Here is a 14,104-nt window from a genome sequence, read left to right as displayed (position 1 = left end):
TTGTGGTGCAAATTTCCGAACCTGGATTGATGATTCATCATTTCCCATCCAGACCAGACAACCAGGTCTCTTCGATATCGTTGCGTCTCATCGCGTCACTGAGGCCGGTCCGGTAATAGACAGCGAACTGGTCGAGTGCCTTTAGTTGCTCGTAACCCAGCAGCTGGGGCAAGGGGTAGGCCCGGCGCTGGCTCTGCATGTCGAGCACCATGAGTTTCCAGGCGACCGCGTCGAGTGCCGCGCTGTCCCAGTCCTGTTCTTCTCCGGCCAACTGGACCATCTGGATGTCACTCCCGCGTCCGCCCCGGTAGTGAAATCCGATCAGGCCGCCGGCCACGGCTTCCTCAGGCGTCATGCGCGGTTGGCTTTCAGTCATACGATAGGCCATGGTACGTGTAAAGGAACCCAGGATGCCATGAACAAAGCGCTGGTCGCCAATCCCGGACAGCTTGTCATCGAGCCCTGAGAGCCGGGCGGCCTGATCCTCGTCGAAGCCATCGCTCAAGAGCAGGTGCTTGCGGCCATCCGCCGATCGCAGGTCTCGCCGGGCGATGCTCACGATGGCGCTGAAGCGCTCGGCCACGATGCTTGCCATGACGGGGCCTCGCGGGTTCCAGGGAAACAACTCAGGGCGATGGATCTCCCAGAATTTCTCGATGACCTCACGGGTCCTTTCATAGTCACCCAGGTGCTTCTTGTGATGTCTTTGCGGCACCAGATCGCGGCTGATAAAGAGCGGGGTGTCGAGCAATATGAGCTGCGATGGCGACGACTCGCCGAGTAGTCGCTCCGCCAACCGGTAGCCATGCCGCATTTCAATCAGGTCCAAGCGCTTGCGCTGGGCCTCGAAGTCGATATCGTCCAGCTCTGAGATCGAGTCGCTGCCCCTGGTGCTGATCTGATTCTGCGCGATAACCATATCGGTCCGCACGCCGGCACAGGCATAGATGAACCCGCCCAAGGCGTTTTTGACCGCTGAACGGGTGGCAACGCCGGAGACACGCAGATCGATCACCGCAGGTCGCTGCACCGTCTTCACCAACCCCGCATCCCGAAAGAGCGGCGCCACCGCCTCGATGTCCCGGATCTGCTTCATCAGGCGGCCCGCCGAGCCCGGCAGGCGAATCTGACTCTCGATCGCAAGCGTCTGCGCCAAGCTGATACCGGTCATGCCAACTCCTCCCGCAATCGCACCGCAAAGCCCCAGTAGGGTGAGGCGCGCAGGGCCGCGACACCCGCCGCGGACAGGCCCTGCTCGTCCAGATACCCCCCCGCCCGCAATTGCGGAAGCAGTTCGGCGACCCGCTCCCGGTCAAGCTGAAACATCGGCACCGGCTGTGCTTCCAGCGCGTTGAAAATCACGTCTGGATCGCCCGTCTGCCAACCGCAGAGGCACACCATCACCCCGAGTGCCTCGGGCGCAAGTGGGACAGACCCAGCAACGATCGCATCGATCCCCCGGTGCTCCACGGCAAGCCCGGCGTGTCGGTGCAACCCCCGCAGCCAGTGGTTCAGCGCAGCGGCCTCGTTCAGCAAGGTGATCGACCACAGCGGCAGACAGGTCGCTGCCAAAACACCCGAGCCGGAGTGGGCCTTACTGAACCGTGTGTTAACCGAGTAGTCCGGCCACCGGTGTCCGGCCTCACGGTCGCAGTCGCCGTCTCGGCCATGCAACAGGTAAGTGGTCTCCTGCGCGAGCAGATAGGCGACATGCGGCCCTTCGGCCGGCGCCGCCGCGTCCCTGAACCCGATCGTCCAGTCCAATGATGCAAGCACCGGCCCCTCGCTGTACGGCGGCAACAGCAACAAGGTGCGCCCCGGACCAGAGCACCAAGCGGTCAGTGCATCCCGGTCCGCCGCCCCCGCCGCCTGTAAATCCTTTCCGATCATCAGCAGCACGCCCGCTTCCGGCAAGGTGTCACCGAGCCCCTGTGCCTGAAGCGCCGCCGCGAGAAAGCGTCCGCGGCGATGCCCGGCAAGCTTGGCATCCAGAAAGACCTTCATGCCGGCACTCGGAAGGCGAGCCGACTTTGCAGCATTCCCTTGTCCACGAGCGCCTGCTGCTCCTCGGTCGACACGCTCGGCTGCCGATCATCCAACAACACCCGAGCAATCTCGCACCAGCGCTCCACCGTGATGCCGGTGTCCGCCAACGCGCGCTCGGCCGACCTGTGCCATTCCTGTACCCGCAGATCAAGCTCGACATTCAGGTCATGGAGCGACAGAGCACCTACCTCCGTCATCCCGAGCGGCGGGATCGGCGCCAGCCGGGACGCCACGAACAGCGGATTGAGCAACACCCGCAGACCACTGTTCACGGCCTCCAGCTTCGCTGCCTGGTAGCCGGCAATGACGTTCTCGATCTTCTGCACCCGACCGCCGAGGACAGCGGACTGGGTGATCAGTGATTTCATCAGCGTGTCCGGCACCTCCCGGATGGCAACGAACTGCCCCTTACGTGCCTGCCCGTTGATCTTCTTCAATTGCTCGTCCGCCTGCTCCTCCAGCTCATCGAAACTGTCGGCGATCTGCTGATGCTGTGCCAGGTAGTCCTCCAACAGAGCGGGGTGATCAGGGCCATCATAGTCGCCGGGCAGCGGGTCCAATATCCGTCGCGCCGCGTCGATGCGAGCCCGGACCGCCTCGGTCTGGCTCAAGGCGCTCTTGTACTTCTCCTTGAATTGCCGGTACGCGTGCAGGATGTACCCGCCGATCTCCTCGAATGGCTTGTTGACGCCGGTCAGCGGGTCATAGCCCACCTCGTGGCCCAGCAAATCCAGGCGCTCGGACGCCTTATCCAATTGCAGGGAGCGCAGAAAATGCAGCAGTGTCTCGCTGCCCGCGTTGGTCTCTTCCTGCTGCGTCGCCGTGTCCGCCGTCCGTTCCAAGGCGCCGGCGAGGATGTTGCGGATGGTCTCCAGAGACAGTGTGAACAGCCGCCGGGGAAAGGGTGGCTGGGCATCCTCGTCGGCGTCGATGCGCGCAATCAGGGCGCTGGCGTGGCCGGCAATCGCCGTTCCAGTCCGATCGACAAACTCCGCAAAGAGCCGGGCACTTTCCACCCGTTCGTAGAGCGACAGCCTGGTGTCTTCCAGGCGCAAGGTACGGACGTGATCGATGCTCACCTTGGGTACCAGCTCAGGGCGAACCAGTCGCACCAAGACCCTGACCGCGGTGCGCGCCTTGATCAACGCCGGCAGGCGCTCGCGGATCGCCGTGAGCTCACTCACCTCGGTTAATGCCTGCTCTTGCGTTGCCAGATCCGCCAGCAAGCGTTCTGCCTTGTCGATGCGATCCAACGCCTCCGTCGTCTGGGTACCCTGGGGCGCGGCCCCCTTAGGGGCAAAATAGCCGGGGATCTTGTCCAGGCCATAGACCCGCTCCAAGGTCTTCACCGCGGCCCGGTAGCCGTCCGCGGTCGGACCGTCCAGCCAGTTTCCGGCCATCTGCACCCCTGCCTTCAACTCGGCCCGCGTCACCTGTATCCACTTGGGCGCCTTGAGGGTGTCATCTTCGATCTTCAGCAGGTTCAGCGCGGCACACCACCACATCCAATCTTCAAAGACGTTCTTGGGCGAAAGCCCTGAAGCGGTCGACAAGTGTCCCCAGTACCAGTTCGCGCGCGCCTGCTCCAGGGTCCAGCAGCGTGACTTGCTTGGGTCCGCGATCCGGGCCAGGAAAGGCGGGAAGCGTGCCTGTGCCTGTTCCGGCTGATCCAGGTCCAGGAACAAGCCGGCGTGCTCGTTCTTGTCATAGCCCTGACTCACCACCCGACTGCTCAGGGTCAGACGGCCGAACAGGGCGGCCAGGGCCTGTGCATCCACCCCATGCCCCGGCAGCAGCGCCTGGAGTCCGCCGAGTTTGGGTTCCTCGATCGCCAACAAGTTCCAGCCCCTGAACAGCAGGTCGCGCTCCTCCGGGTTCAGCTTGCCCCCGGGGCGCAGCGGCCAGGCGATCAGGCCCCGTGCGTCCAGGCGCTGGCGCCAGTGCGTGATGGCGCTGTAGGTAAAGTCGCGGATGCCGTGGAGGCGGCTCTTGAACTTGGTCGTAAAGGCCTCGTCCTTGAGTTCGAAGCCCGACCGGTACGGCGGAAGCAACCCGATACGCTCCACGACATCCAGCTCGGAACTGTTGAGGTAATAGAGCAGGATGTCATCCTTACCATGCCGGGGGTCGTCGTCGAATCCGCCCTTATCGTAGTAGTCGAGGACACCCAAGGACCCGGTAAAGGCCATCACCGGGAAGCGCCCAGTCTCGCCGCGCACACGGCATGCCAGCGCGTGCAAGCGGTTCAGTTCCTCCGTACTGCTCACCCAGGCAAACCAGGCCTGATTGTCTGGATGCAACATCAAGGCGTCGCAGAACAGGAGCCCACCCTTGCCGCCCTGGCGCCGATGGGGTGCGGCCTGTACCACCAGGTTGTCCTTGTTGGGATAGGCTGGCTCGTCATACTGCCAGTTGCGGTCCAGCAACCGAAACAGGCCCGTCAGGCGGGTCCGTGGGCGCAGGCTCGCATCCACCCGACAGTCCTGTTCGAAGGCACGCATACCCGCACTGTGGGCATCCGCGTAACCGGGGTCCCGAAAGATCATCGAGTTATTCTGTTGCGTGCGATAGCGCAGGTCCAACCGCAGCAACATCGCGACACTCGGGCCGATGTGGGTTGCCTCCTCCGCTCCCAGTTCCTTGTCCGTACCCACGAACTTCTGCCAGAGCGCGTCGGCCGCAAACTCGGCGGCCGGATGACCGTAGAGCAGACCAACCAAGTGCTTGAACTCGCCGTGGGACAACGGGATCAGCAAGGCATCCGGTTCCGGTTCCTTGATGGCGAACGTCCGCAGGTTTTGCAGCAGGGCCAGGAGATTCAGCCCCTGCTCCACGCCGGGATAAAACCACTCGCCCTTGTCCCGCTGGAACTTCGCCTCCTCCAGTGCCCGCCGACAGTCAAGCCGGTCCCAGCGCACGCGGCGGTAGCGACTGGCGACCGGCTCGCTGTATTCGTTCTGATGCTCCAGCAGCTCGGTCATGCGCGGCGGGCACTCGGGCAGCGCCATCGGCAACTGGCCAAACAGCAACCGCCGGGCAAGCGCCAACAGCGCCTGGTCTGCGGTGTCGATACCCTCAATAGCATTGTCGTCCAGCACATGGGCGGCCACCCGTCCGGAGCTCGCCAGCACCGCCTCGAACACCAGACCGGTGTCGGGAATCGGCTTTCCGGCGGCGATGAACTGCTCCAGCACGGCATCCACGTTCGCCATGACAACGTTGAACCAGCCAAAGTTGGCCCCGCTCATGGCATAGGCCGCCTCGACCAGCCCCGTCGGATAGTCGAAGGCCAGCTTACGCGCCAGGCGCAGTTGCCCCAGGTAGTCGGAGACGTCGGCAAAGGCGTTGTGTTCCAACTCCACCAGCTCGAAGCGCCTGGCCGTGGACTGGATCTCCCGCAACTGCTGCCCCAAGAGCGGCGAGCACAGGGCCACGTAGCGCAGCCAGGGCAGCGCGCGGCGGGGGTCCTCCTCCTTGATGGCCTTGCCGATCAGGCGGATCGCCTGGCCATCCATGCGTTTGGCCTCGTCCTGCTCCAGGCCGAAGGTCGCCGCCTCGGCCACCGTCTCCAACTCGTCCAGTACCACCAGGACATAGCGAATACCGAAGTTACACAGATACCCATAGGCCGCCTGGACGAGGTCGATGACCAGCCTCGGCTCGAAATACAGTTGTTCCTCCGTGTGGGCCGCATCCAGTTGCAGCAGCTCACGCAGCCGTGCGGGGTCGAAGCCCTCGGGCTCCAGGCGCCGCAGTGCTTGGCGTGCGATCTCGCTCTGAATCGACCCATCGAAGGCCCGGGTCGCCAACGGCAGCAGCGCCTTGTACAGCCCGAACGCGAACCAGTTGTCCGAATTCTGATAGTCCGAGGCCAACTGTGAGTAACGGATATAGAGCCCAAGGTATTCATCACGGCGGTGGGCGTCGTCGAACAAGGGGGCGGACGCCAGCGCGCCCGTCTCCCCACGAACATACCACCCCTTGGAGCAGTCATTGATCTGGGCGATCAGCTCGTGGCCGAGTCTGGACTTACCGCGTCCCCACTCACCCTCCACCGCGAACACATGGGCAAAGTTGTCCTGCTCCTGATCGACCGTCTGGATAAAGGTCTTATAGCGCTTGAAGAATCGGGTCTGACCCACCAGCGGGTCCCGTGGTGGGTAGTCCGAGACACCAGTGGCCGCCCAGCGGTGCCGCTGCGCCAGCCCCACGACATACTCCGGCGTCAAATCCATCTCTCTAGCCTCGCTCATACCCCGCTCCCCCATGTCGCTATCCGACCCTGTCGCTCGATCCGCCACTGTTCCGCCTGCTCACGAATGGCCCGGCGCAGGCCCCTGCCATTGAGCCCAAGGGTGCGCACGCCGCTGATCTGGTAGCAAGCGTCAGAGAATTTCGGGTGAATCCGATAGAAGCCTTGCTGACCCGAAAGCCCCTCCTGAAAGCGCCAGACCTGGCGCCGTTGCAGCTCACCGATCAGTGGCGACAACCGGGCGTTCAGCGCGGCCTCCGTCAGGGGCGCCGGAAACAGCCCCATATTCAAGCGACTGAGTAGGCCGAGCACAAAGCCGCCCAGCGACCCACACAGCACCTCGGCACCGTCGTCCCCCGCCACCAGCACCGCAATCTCGGTTGGATAGTGCGGATACTGGCCTGGCGGCAGTTCCAGCAGCAGCCCGCCGCGCGCCTCCGCGGCCCAGGAGTCCTGTACATAGCCGATGGCCGCGAGCAGCAATGGCCACGGGCCGCACTGCACCCAAGCGAATGGATCGGCCCCCTCCTCGCCCGGCCAGCGGCCGCAAAGGATGAAGTCCTCGTCCGACCCGACGCTATCCGGCTGGGCCAGCAGGCGCCCGGGACACCAGTTGGCATCCACCCGCTCGCCAGTCCGATCGATCGGGTTGAGCACGGGCAGCGGCCCCTGTTGCCAGTGGGCGAGCTGGCTTGCCGCGGCCATGACGCGCGTCAGCACCGGCGTCGCCTGGGCCTGATCCGCGGTGAAGCCGAAGAGTTCGCGCTCCAGTGCCTTCGCCGTCGTCGAGTCCAGGGTCGCCTGCGGCATCGCGGCCTCGACCCAGGCCGCCGCCCCGCCGAGGCGGCTCACCAACTGCACCAAGACATTAGCGTCCGCAAGCTGCCCCGCCTCCCGGCAGCGCCCCGCGAGTAGCCGCGCCCAAGGTGTGCGCAGCTCAAGCTGGGTGGCCAAGACCGCCGCGATGGCCTCCTGATCGCCGCTCAGGGTCTGCCGCAGCCCAAGCAGTTGGCGACTGATCACCCAGCGGCCACCGTCCGCGCTCAGGTGCGCCAGGCCGGTCAGCAAGGGCGCCAGAGACTCATCGTCCGCCGCACAGGTGCCGGTGCTAAACAGCCGTTGGAGGACCTTAAGCACCGCCGTCATGCCCCCGTCTCCGCTGGACCTTGCTCCTTCTCCAGGATCTCCAGATAACGCTCCAGGCCCTCGATCAGACGCTCCGTCATGAACGCCTGCCAGGGACCCGCGTCGCCGCTGACATGGCGGGTTTCAAGCGCGTCCACATAGTCCGGCCGCTGTTCCGGCGTGATCACCACGGGGGGGAATCCGGCCTGCAACAGGATCAGGTTCATCAATAGGCGTGCGGTACGTCCATTGCCGTCGGTGAAGGGATGGATGGCGACCAGTCGATAGTGGGCCTCGCCGGCCGTTGCCGGATCAGGAGGCGCCGCCGCCAGCCAGCGGGTGAAATCGCCCATCAGCGCCGGCACCTCGGCCGGTGACGGGAGCACCGCCAGGGAGCCTAAGATCATGCGCTGTCGCTGACTGTAGCGGCCCGCCTCCTCCCGATCGCTGCGCCCCAGTACCAAGGCGTGGATCTGGCGGATGTCGTACTCCACGATCGGCACCCCGCGCTGCGCCAGCTCCCGCACAAAGCGCCAGGCGTCCTGGTGATCGATCGCCTCAAGGTGGTCCTTGAGCGGTTTGCCCCGGACCGTGATCCCCTGCCCCAACACCAGCGCCGTCTCCTGGCGCGTCAGCGTATTGCCCTCAATCGCGTTCGAGGTGTAGGTCAGCTCCACCTCGTACCACGCCTCCAGCGACTCCAACGCCCCCCTGGATAAGGGGCGCAAGGCGTCCAGACGCCGCTTCAGCACAGAGATTCGGTCGCTGTCCATCATTCTCTCAGTCCAGTTGGTTCACCGCGAAGAAAGGAAACGATTGGTATTAGCGCACACGCTTGGCCTGCTGCGCCTGGGCCTGACGGACCAGTGCCCGTGTCGCCGCGTACGACGCCTCGCAAAAGGCCAAAAAGGGGCCTTCCAGGTCCGGGCTTGGCCAGACTCCGCCCTGGGGGCTCAACTGACCGGCACTCAGTTGATACTCCGCCAGGGTGTCGATATAGCGCTTGCGGTCCTGCACATCGATCACCACCGGCAGGTGGCCCGAGCGCAGCACCGGCACATTCGAGAGCAACCGCGCCATGCGCCCATTACCGTCCCAGAACGGGTGAATATGCACAAAACCCAGGTGCAGCCGCGCATAGGCCGCGATGGCATCCACCTCGCTCAGGTTCTCCTCGGACAAGCGATTCAGCTCTGCAAGCCATTGGGTCATCAGTGCCGGTACATCCCGCGGGGCCGCGTACTCGATAAAGGTCTGGCGCCCGTCCGCGGTCACTGCATAGGTCCCGTTGGGCTCCACTTTCCAAGCGCCGAACGGCTTGAAGATGTCCAGGATTACCTCGGTCTGAACGGCCCGATGCAGATCGAACAACTGGTCCTGTGTGAATCCAAGATCCAGCCAGCGGTAGATCAGCTCGATGGCGCGCGCGTGCCCCATCACCTCCTGATGGTCCTTCAGCGGCTTGCCCGAAACCGTGAGCCCCTCCTCGATGACGAACTTGGTCTCGCCCAGCGTCAGGGTGTTGCCCTCGATCGCCGTGGAACCATGAGTCCAGAGGTCCCGGATCTGGGCCAGCAGCGCCGCGCGAATATCCGGGTCCAGTCCGTTGAAGGCTTTCAGCTCGTTGATATTCATACGCAATGATCGCTATTGAGAAAGATCAAGCTCACCTTGGCGGGCGTTCTTGCTTCCCTTCGGCGCGGCCTTCCTCTTGGCCTTCTCTTCCTCCTGTTTCTGGGCCACGAACGCGTCAATGGCCTGGGAGTTGAACGGCCAGAACAATTGCGTATAAGCCTCGTTGGGCGCCGGGACCAGGGCTGCGAATGCCGCCAGCGCCTGATCGCTGCCAACCAGATAGGTTGGGATATCCGGCTTCTGCAATAGGGCTGTGAAGCCGTTGGGCATCAGGTGTTTGGCGAGACAGCTCAGGGGCGCGACATTCACTGCCCCCGGGTCACCGAGCATCTGTGCCAACAGGTGCGCGCCGCCCGCCACGTAGGCTGAATCGATGTAGAAGGCGGCATCCCGGTAGCCAGCCGGCTCCAAGTGCCAATGCTGCTTGATCGCCTCCTGATAGCTCTTGATGGTGGCCGTCTTATAGCCCGCCTTGATTCGGCTGATGAAACTCAGCGCATTGTGGGCATAGGCATTGGCCAGGGCCTCTTCCAACGGGGCATGGGGGTAGTCGAACCCGGTGCTACGCTGAGCCTGACGATAGGTCAGATAGACTGGCTGAACGTTCCCCTGGGCCGCAGACAGGATCTCCAACGAGGTCGCCGTCGACTCCGCCAGATGGTGAAAAAACTCGTGATTGAAGATCTCGAACAGCACCAGGTGCATCAGCACCTCGGGCGAATAGAGCTTCAGGTCGCTGCTGAACGCTTGGAGCCGCCCGTGGTAGTCGAGCAGGGGGCCGACAAGTAGATAGATGCCCCACTGATCGAAAGGCCGGAAGTGGAACGGTCGATAGAAGGCCATGGCATCGGCGGGCAGCTTCTGCCAGTTGAGGGCACGGACACTGGTCGCTGGATCGCGCACCGCACCCCAGACCGCCTCCTGGGTCACACCAACCGGTGACCTATCTTTGAAGCGTTCCTTGAGGTCCTTCATCTCCTTCTGGGTCTTGCGTCGGCTCGGCTCGCGGCGCCCCGTCGCCTGGGCGATGGCCATGGATGCGCCATCGAGCAACGCCGCGTCCTTGAGATCCTCGGATTGAAGGTCCATGGTACTGCCCTCGCCCACCAACTCCTTCGACACAAGCCAGTCGAAGAGGGTCTTCATGGTTTCGTCGAGTTTCGGCATCTGGCCGATATCGAGCAGCGAGGCGGGTCTCTTCATCGGGGCGATTCCTGCCTCTGTTGGGGGCGTCGGGACTGGGCTTGGCGGCCGGTCATTGCCTCAAGGCTCCAGGCAGGCGACGCGCAGACCGAGATGCGTTTCCATCGGGTCAAAATCGCGGTCATCGTGCAGCAGCTCGAAGTCATTCTCGAGACAAAAAGTGCCAATCAATACATCGATCGTCTTGCGCACGGTAACCCCTCGTGCCCGTAAGGCGCGATAATGCCTAGCCGCTTCCAATGCGACCCCTTGCCCTACCATATCGAGGTACCGGAAACTGAGTAGCAGTCGCCGCGCAGCCTGGAAATCCTTGTCGTGTCGAAACCCTTGAAGAACCTCGCACAGGATCAGATCACCCACGACAATCAGGCTACGATCCGCCTTATCGCGCAGATACAAGGTTTGCTGCGTTTGTCGACCGTTGAAGTAGTCGATCCAGACTGATGAATCCACCACCATCATCGGTCTGTCCTCATGGCATCGAGATCGCCTTCCCATGGCATCTGACCAAAGGCTTTAGCAAGCGCATCGGTGCGTCGATGCTCAATCAGTTCCTGCAAAGCAACTTCGATGACATCTTCTGTGCTCTTCAGTCCGGTCAGACGCAATGCCTCTTTCATCAATTGGTCATCAATCACGACTTGGGTGTTCACGGCCTCTCCACTCATCAGTTTTCGTAGGCACAAGGATGGCTATCGCTCAACTCTGACCATTTATAATGGCCTTCGTGAGATACGCGTCGGGCCTCACAACGCAACCCCATCGCGGCGGATGTTGGCGATCAGCGCCGGGTTGGCGAATCGCTCCGGGTGCGTCCACTCGTCCGCCCAGAACGGGATCGCATCCACCAGCACGCCGGTTTCGAGCATCATATCGAAGGCGATGCCGGCCATCTCCAACGCAGCATCCACGTGCGCGCCCGAAGCGCCTCGCAGGAGCACGGCGATGTCCGCGTCGCTGTCGCGATCCGCATCGTGTCTCGCTCGGCTGCCATACAGCAGCGCGCCCGCCAAGTCGTAGTGTTGGCGCACTCGTTCCAGAAATATCCGAGCGGTTCGTTCTGTCGCACTATCCACGTTCTGCTCCGTTGGCTAGCATGGATTCACCACGAAGGCACAAAGGACCCAAAGACAAAGATGATCGGGCTTCCAGCGTCGCAGCGGGGCGCTGGAGCGGCCGTAAGGCATTCCCATACTGGAGCGCGGGAACGAGAAACGGAAATTTGCTCAGATTTCATCGCCATGGTCTAAGCCGGCGAGCGGATCAGATTGCTTTGCCAACTTCTTTTGCTCCGCCAGCACTCGGCGTTCGACCTTCTTCGCATCCTCTGCCGCTGGCAGGTTTTCCGGAACAATACCTCGATCCATCAGTAGCTGACGAACATCTGCATTGTTCTTGACATGCTCATTAGTCACTCCCGTCTCGGTCCGAAGGTCGTCCTTGCTAATATTGAAAACGGTTATTTCGTTAGCAAAATCCTTCGCCTTAATGGTGATGGTCGGCAGAAAATCGGCAAGCGGGCGCGTCTCGGGCATCCCAAGCCGCTCCTTCATGTCCTGAGTCGAGTGGCCACCAAATAGCGCCCTATCCCCTTTGCTGCGAATGCGGCCAAAACTCTGATTGTTTTGAAGCCGCTCGAAGATAACGCCGGACAGAGACTTCTCCGAATCGGTCAGCTTCTTACGTGCTCGGAGCCGCTCGACCTCGGCGAGCCGCTGCTCGATGATCTCCTGTTTGCGCGTTTGGACGGCGAAATAGGTTTGAGCAAAAGCGATCGCATCTTTCGACGGATCGCCGTTCTGCGCGATCAGGTAGCAGGCGTACCGAGTCAGGAGCACATCCGGCACAACTCGTGTGCCGCCCTTACCCAGCTCGATGGTCTTCGTGACTTCGACAAAATGGTCGGTGCCTTGATAACCTGCTGTTTCGCATCCGAGCCTTGCCTTCTCGACAACCTTGCTGAAATTCTCCCACCGGGCGTAACCCAGGATTCCTTGAAGGTCGCGGGCAGTCCAGAACTCCACGCCGCTGTCAGTCTCCACATGCACCAACGCCTCGAAGTCGGCGTGAAGTTTGGCCACGATGGATGTTTTCATATTTTTGTTTCCTAAAGATTTTATCTACCGGAAATACTTAACGCGACAAGGCGCCGCCAGCGATCATTTTCGTGATGTCACGCAAATGATCGCGCCTGAGTAGCGCTGACAAGGTCCTGTCATCGCGCGTATTTTTCCGGCGGCCCCGAAGACAGCGCAGGACTTTCGGCTGGATCTCGACACTTTCTTGCCCCTCGCGGAGCATGCCGTTAAGCGGCATCTGGTCTCGGCCGATCTGGGCGATCAGGGATGGGCTGTTGAAGTCCTGCACCGTCAGCCAACGGGATTTACCACAAAGGCACGAAGAGCACAAAGATGATGGGGCTTTGTGGTGAGTATTCTGGTTCATGGCACTATGCCTCAACCTCGGGTGCCCTCTCCAGCAAGTCATAAAGCTGGTCCAGGTCCGGGAACAGGGGCTCACCCCCGCCGTCGAGACCGTCGGTCTTGAGCCGCGCCAGGATCGCCCGGTCCAGGCTGTCGTCGGTTGCTTCAAGGGCCTGTTGGGCGTCGATGAGCTGGGCTTCGGTGATTTGGCCTTCGATGAGGGCTTCGACGAGGCGTTTGGCTGCTTCGGTGAGGATCTGTGCAAAGCGCATTGCCCAATAGCGGCTCTTGTAGGCGGCGGCGACGGCAGCCAAGTCGACGGCATCAAAATTGGGTATTAGGATGTTTGCCAAGTTGCCCTGGTTGATACCGGGCATCGTGGTTCCGGTCGAAAACTGCCGAAACTGCATCTGGCCGCTTGGCGAGTTCAAGAACAGCGACAGCAGGGGCATCAATTCCGGCTTCTTCGGCTTGCAAACGAAGACTTCGCTTGAAGTGAGGAACGCGGTAGACTCCATGACCACTGAGGCATATCCGAAGCTCCCTTTTCGGGTGATGAGCAAGTCGCCCCTGGCAGGCTTCTGATTGAGCGAAGCCTCGACTAAACTGGAAAGACAGATCCTTCCCGATCGAGCGACATCTATGTAGTCTGGCCTAACATCAGCAACCTTAACATACGGCAATCCTTCGTCTAGCTCAGTTCGCTCGTCGTAGCCGTTGGTGATGGTAAGAAAATAGGAGCTAAGGCTGGTAGCTGAGCAGTCTCCCTTAAGGAACCGCTGATTTGCGACATACTCATCCCGGTAGGTCGACGCGGTGAGCATATGGGTCAGTAGTTCAGGTTCTACCTTACTTTGAAGGTCATGGCGAGAAATCGGCGGTGCCTGAAATCTAGCAATCAACTCGGAAAGCGTTTTTCCAAGAGCGTTGCCCCAAGACCTTAGCCGCTCGCCCTGCCGGACTTTATCGCCGATGTATAACTGAGATACCTTATCGGGTACAGGTGCCGGAATATCTCGTAGGTCTTCGAGATTGACGCCTGGTTGCACTGTCCCGGAAACAAATCGCTGAAAAATCTCTTCGGCAAACTTTGAGTTCAGATACGCCAATAAGAATCTTGAGTCTGCTGGCCCGCCGTGAAAAGAGGGCAGAATAGCGCTGTGCTGACCAATGACTGCACGCGCAGGTTCCGTCAAGACGCTTGCGTTTCCAACATACCCGCCAATCGCAACGACAATATCGTTAACCTCATCCCATTACACACATCTCATAACTCATGAGCCTCTCTGGCAAATTTGATCCCAGCGGCGAAGTCCATGACGCGCTGAAGGCCGAGCCAAATCGTCTTCAGGCCGGGCTCGCCGTCGCCCTTGCGCCCGAGAAAGCCGCCCAGGCGGGCGATCAGGCGCAGCACCTCGTT

General features: G+C 61.7%; 14 protein-coding genes. All 14 read right to left on the bottom strand.

Annotation, left to right across the window (positions count from 1 at the left end; genetic code table 11):
* Window positions 1–37 precede the first annotated feature (37 nt).
* Complete coding sequence (locus QZX93_RS15375) at window positions 38–1,171, bottom strand: hypothetical protein (RefSeq protein ID WP_295384011.1); 1,134 nt, start codon at window positions 1,169–1,171, stop codon at window positions 38–40.
* A complete protein-coding gene (locus QZX93_RS15370) occupies window positions 1,168–2,004 on the bottom strand; it encodes a hypothetical protein (protein WP_295384012.1) in 837 nt (278 codons plus the stop codon). The genes QZX93_RS15375 and QZX93_RS15370 overlap by 4 nt, the downstream gene beginning before the upstream one ends.
* Entirely contained in the window at window positions 2,001–6,299 is a 4,299-nt protein-coding gene (locus QZX93_RS15365; RefSeq protein ID WP_295384013.1) for a hypothetical protein, read from the bottom strand. The genes QZX93_RS15370 and QZX93_RS15365 overlap by 4 nt, the downstream gene beginning before the upstream one ends.
* A complete protein-coding gene (locus QZX93_RS15360) occupies window positions 6,296–7,444 on the bottom strand; it encodes a hypothetical protein (protein ID WP_295384014.1) in 1,149 nt (382 codons plus the stop codon). The genes QZX93_RS15365 and QZX93_RS15360 overlap by 4 nt, the downstream gene beginning before the upstream one ends.
* A complete protein-coding gene (locus tag QZX93_RS15355) occupies window positions 7,441–8,199 on the bottom strand; it encodes a Fic family protein (RefSeq protein WP_295384015.1) in 759 nt (252 codons plus the stop codon). Before QZX93_RS15355 ends, QZX93_RS15360 begins: the two co-directional genes overlap by 4 nt.
* A gap of 46 nt (window positions 8,200–8,245) precedes the next feature.
* Window positions 8,246–9,058, bottom strand: coding sequence for a Fic family protein (locus QZX93_RS15350; RefSeq protein ID WP_295384016.1), 813 nt, complete (start codon window positions 9,056–9,058; stop codon window positions 8,246–8,248).
* Window positions 9,059–9,070: 12 nt separating this feature from the next.
* Window positions 9,071–10,261, bottom strand: coding sequence for a hypothetical protein (locus tag QZX93_RS15345; protein ID WP_295384017.1), 1,191 nt, complete (start codon window positions 10,259–10,261; stop codon window positions 9,071–9,073).
* A gap of 60 nt (window positions 10,262–10,321) precedes the next feature.
* Window positions 10,322–10,723 (bottom strand): PIN domain nuclease, encoded by a 402-nt coding sequence (locus tag QZX93_RS15340; RefSeq protein ID WP_295384018.1) that lies wholly within the window; start codon window positions 10,721–10,723, stop codon window positions 10,322–10,324.
* A complete protein-coding gene (locus QZX93_RS15335; protein ID WP_295384019.1) occupies window positions 10,720–10,914 on the bottom strand; it encodes a type II toxin-antitoxin system VapB family antitoxin in 195 nt (64 codons plus the stop codon). Before QZX93_RS15335 ends, QZX93_RS15340 begins: the two co-directional genes overlap by 4 nt.
* Before the next feature lie 93 nt (window positions 10,915–11,007).
* A complete protein-coding gene (locus QZX93_RS15330; protein WP_295384020.1) occupies window positions 11,008–11,337 on the bottom strand; it encodes a nucleotidyltransferase domain-containing protein in 330 nt (109 codons plus the stop codon).
* A gap of 150 nt (window positions 11,338–11,487) precedes the next feature.
* On the bottom strand, window positions 11,488–12,357 hold the full coding sequence (gene dinD, locus QZX93_RS15325) for a DNA damage-inducible protein D (RefSeq protein WP_295384021.1): 870 nt from the start codon (window positions 12,355–12,357) through the stop codon (window positions 11,488–11,490).
* A 37-nt stretch (window positions 12,358–12,394) separates the two neighbouring features.
* A complete protein-coding gene (locus QZX93_RS15320; RefSeq protein ID WP_295384022.1) occupies window positions 12,395–12,706 on the bottom strand; it encodes a hypothetical protein in 312 nt (103 codons plus the stop codon).
* A gap of 4 nt (window positions 12,707–12,710) precedes the next feature.
* On the bottom strand, window positions 12,711–13,880 hold the full coding sequence (locus tag QZX93_RS15315) for a restriction endonuclease subunit S (protein ID WP_295384023.1): 1,170 nt from the start codon (window positions 13,878–13,880) through the stop codon (window positions 12,711–12,713).
* 71 nt (window positions 13,881–13,951) lie between these two features.
* Window positions 13,952–14,104 (bottom strand): IS4 family transposase (locus QZX93_RS15310; protein WP_295394737.1); only part of this gene is annotated, 153 nt, incomplete at its 5' end.

The organism is uncultured Thiodictyon sp. (genome assembly GCF_903946935.1).
In the GTDB taxonomy this organism is placed as follows: domain Bacteria; phylum Pseudomonadota; class Gammaproteobacteria; order Chromatiales; family Chromatiaceae; genus Thiodictyon.
The sequence above is the reverse complement of the archived record's forward strand: the minus strand, read 5'-3'. Positions and strand labels throughout refer to the sequence as shown.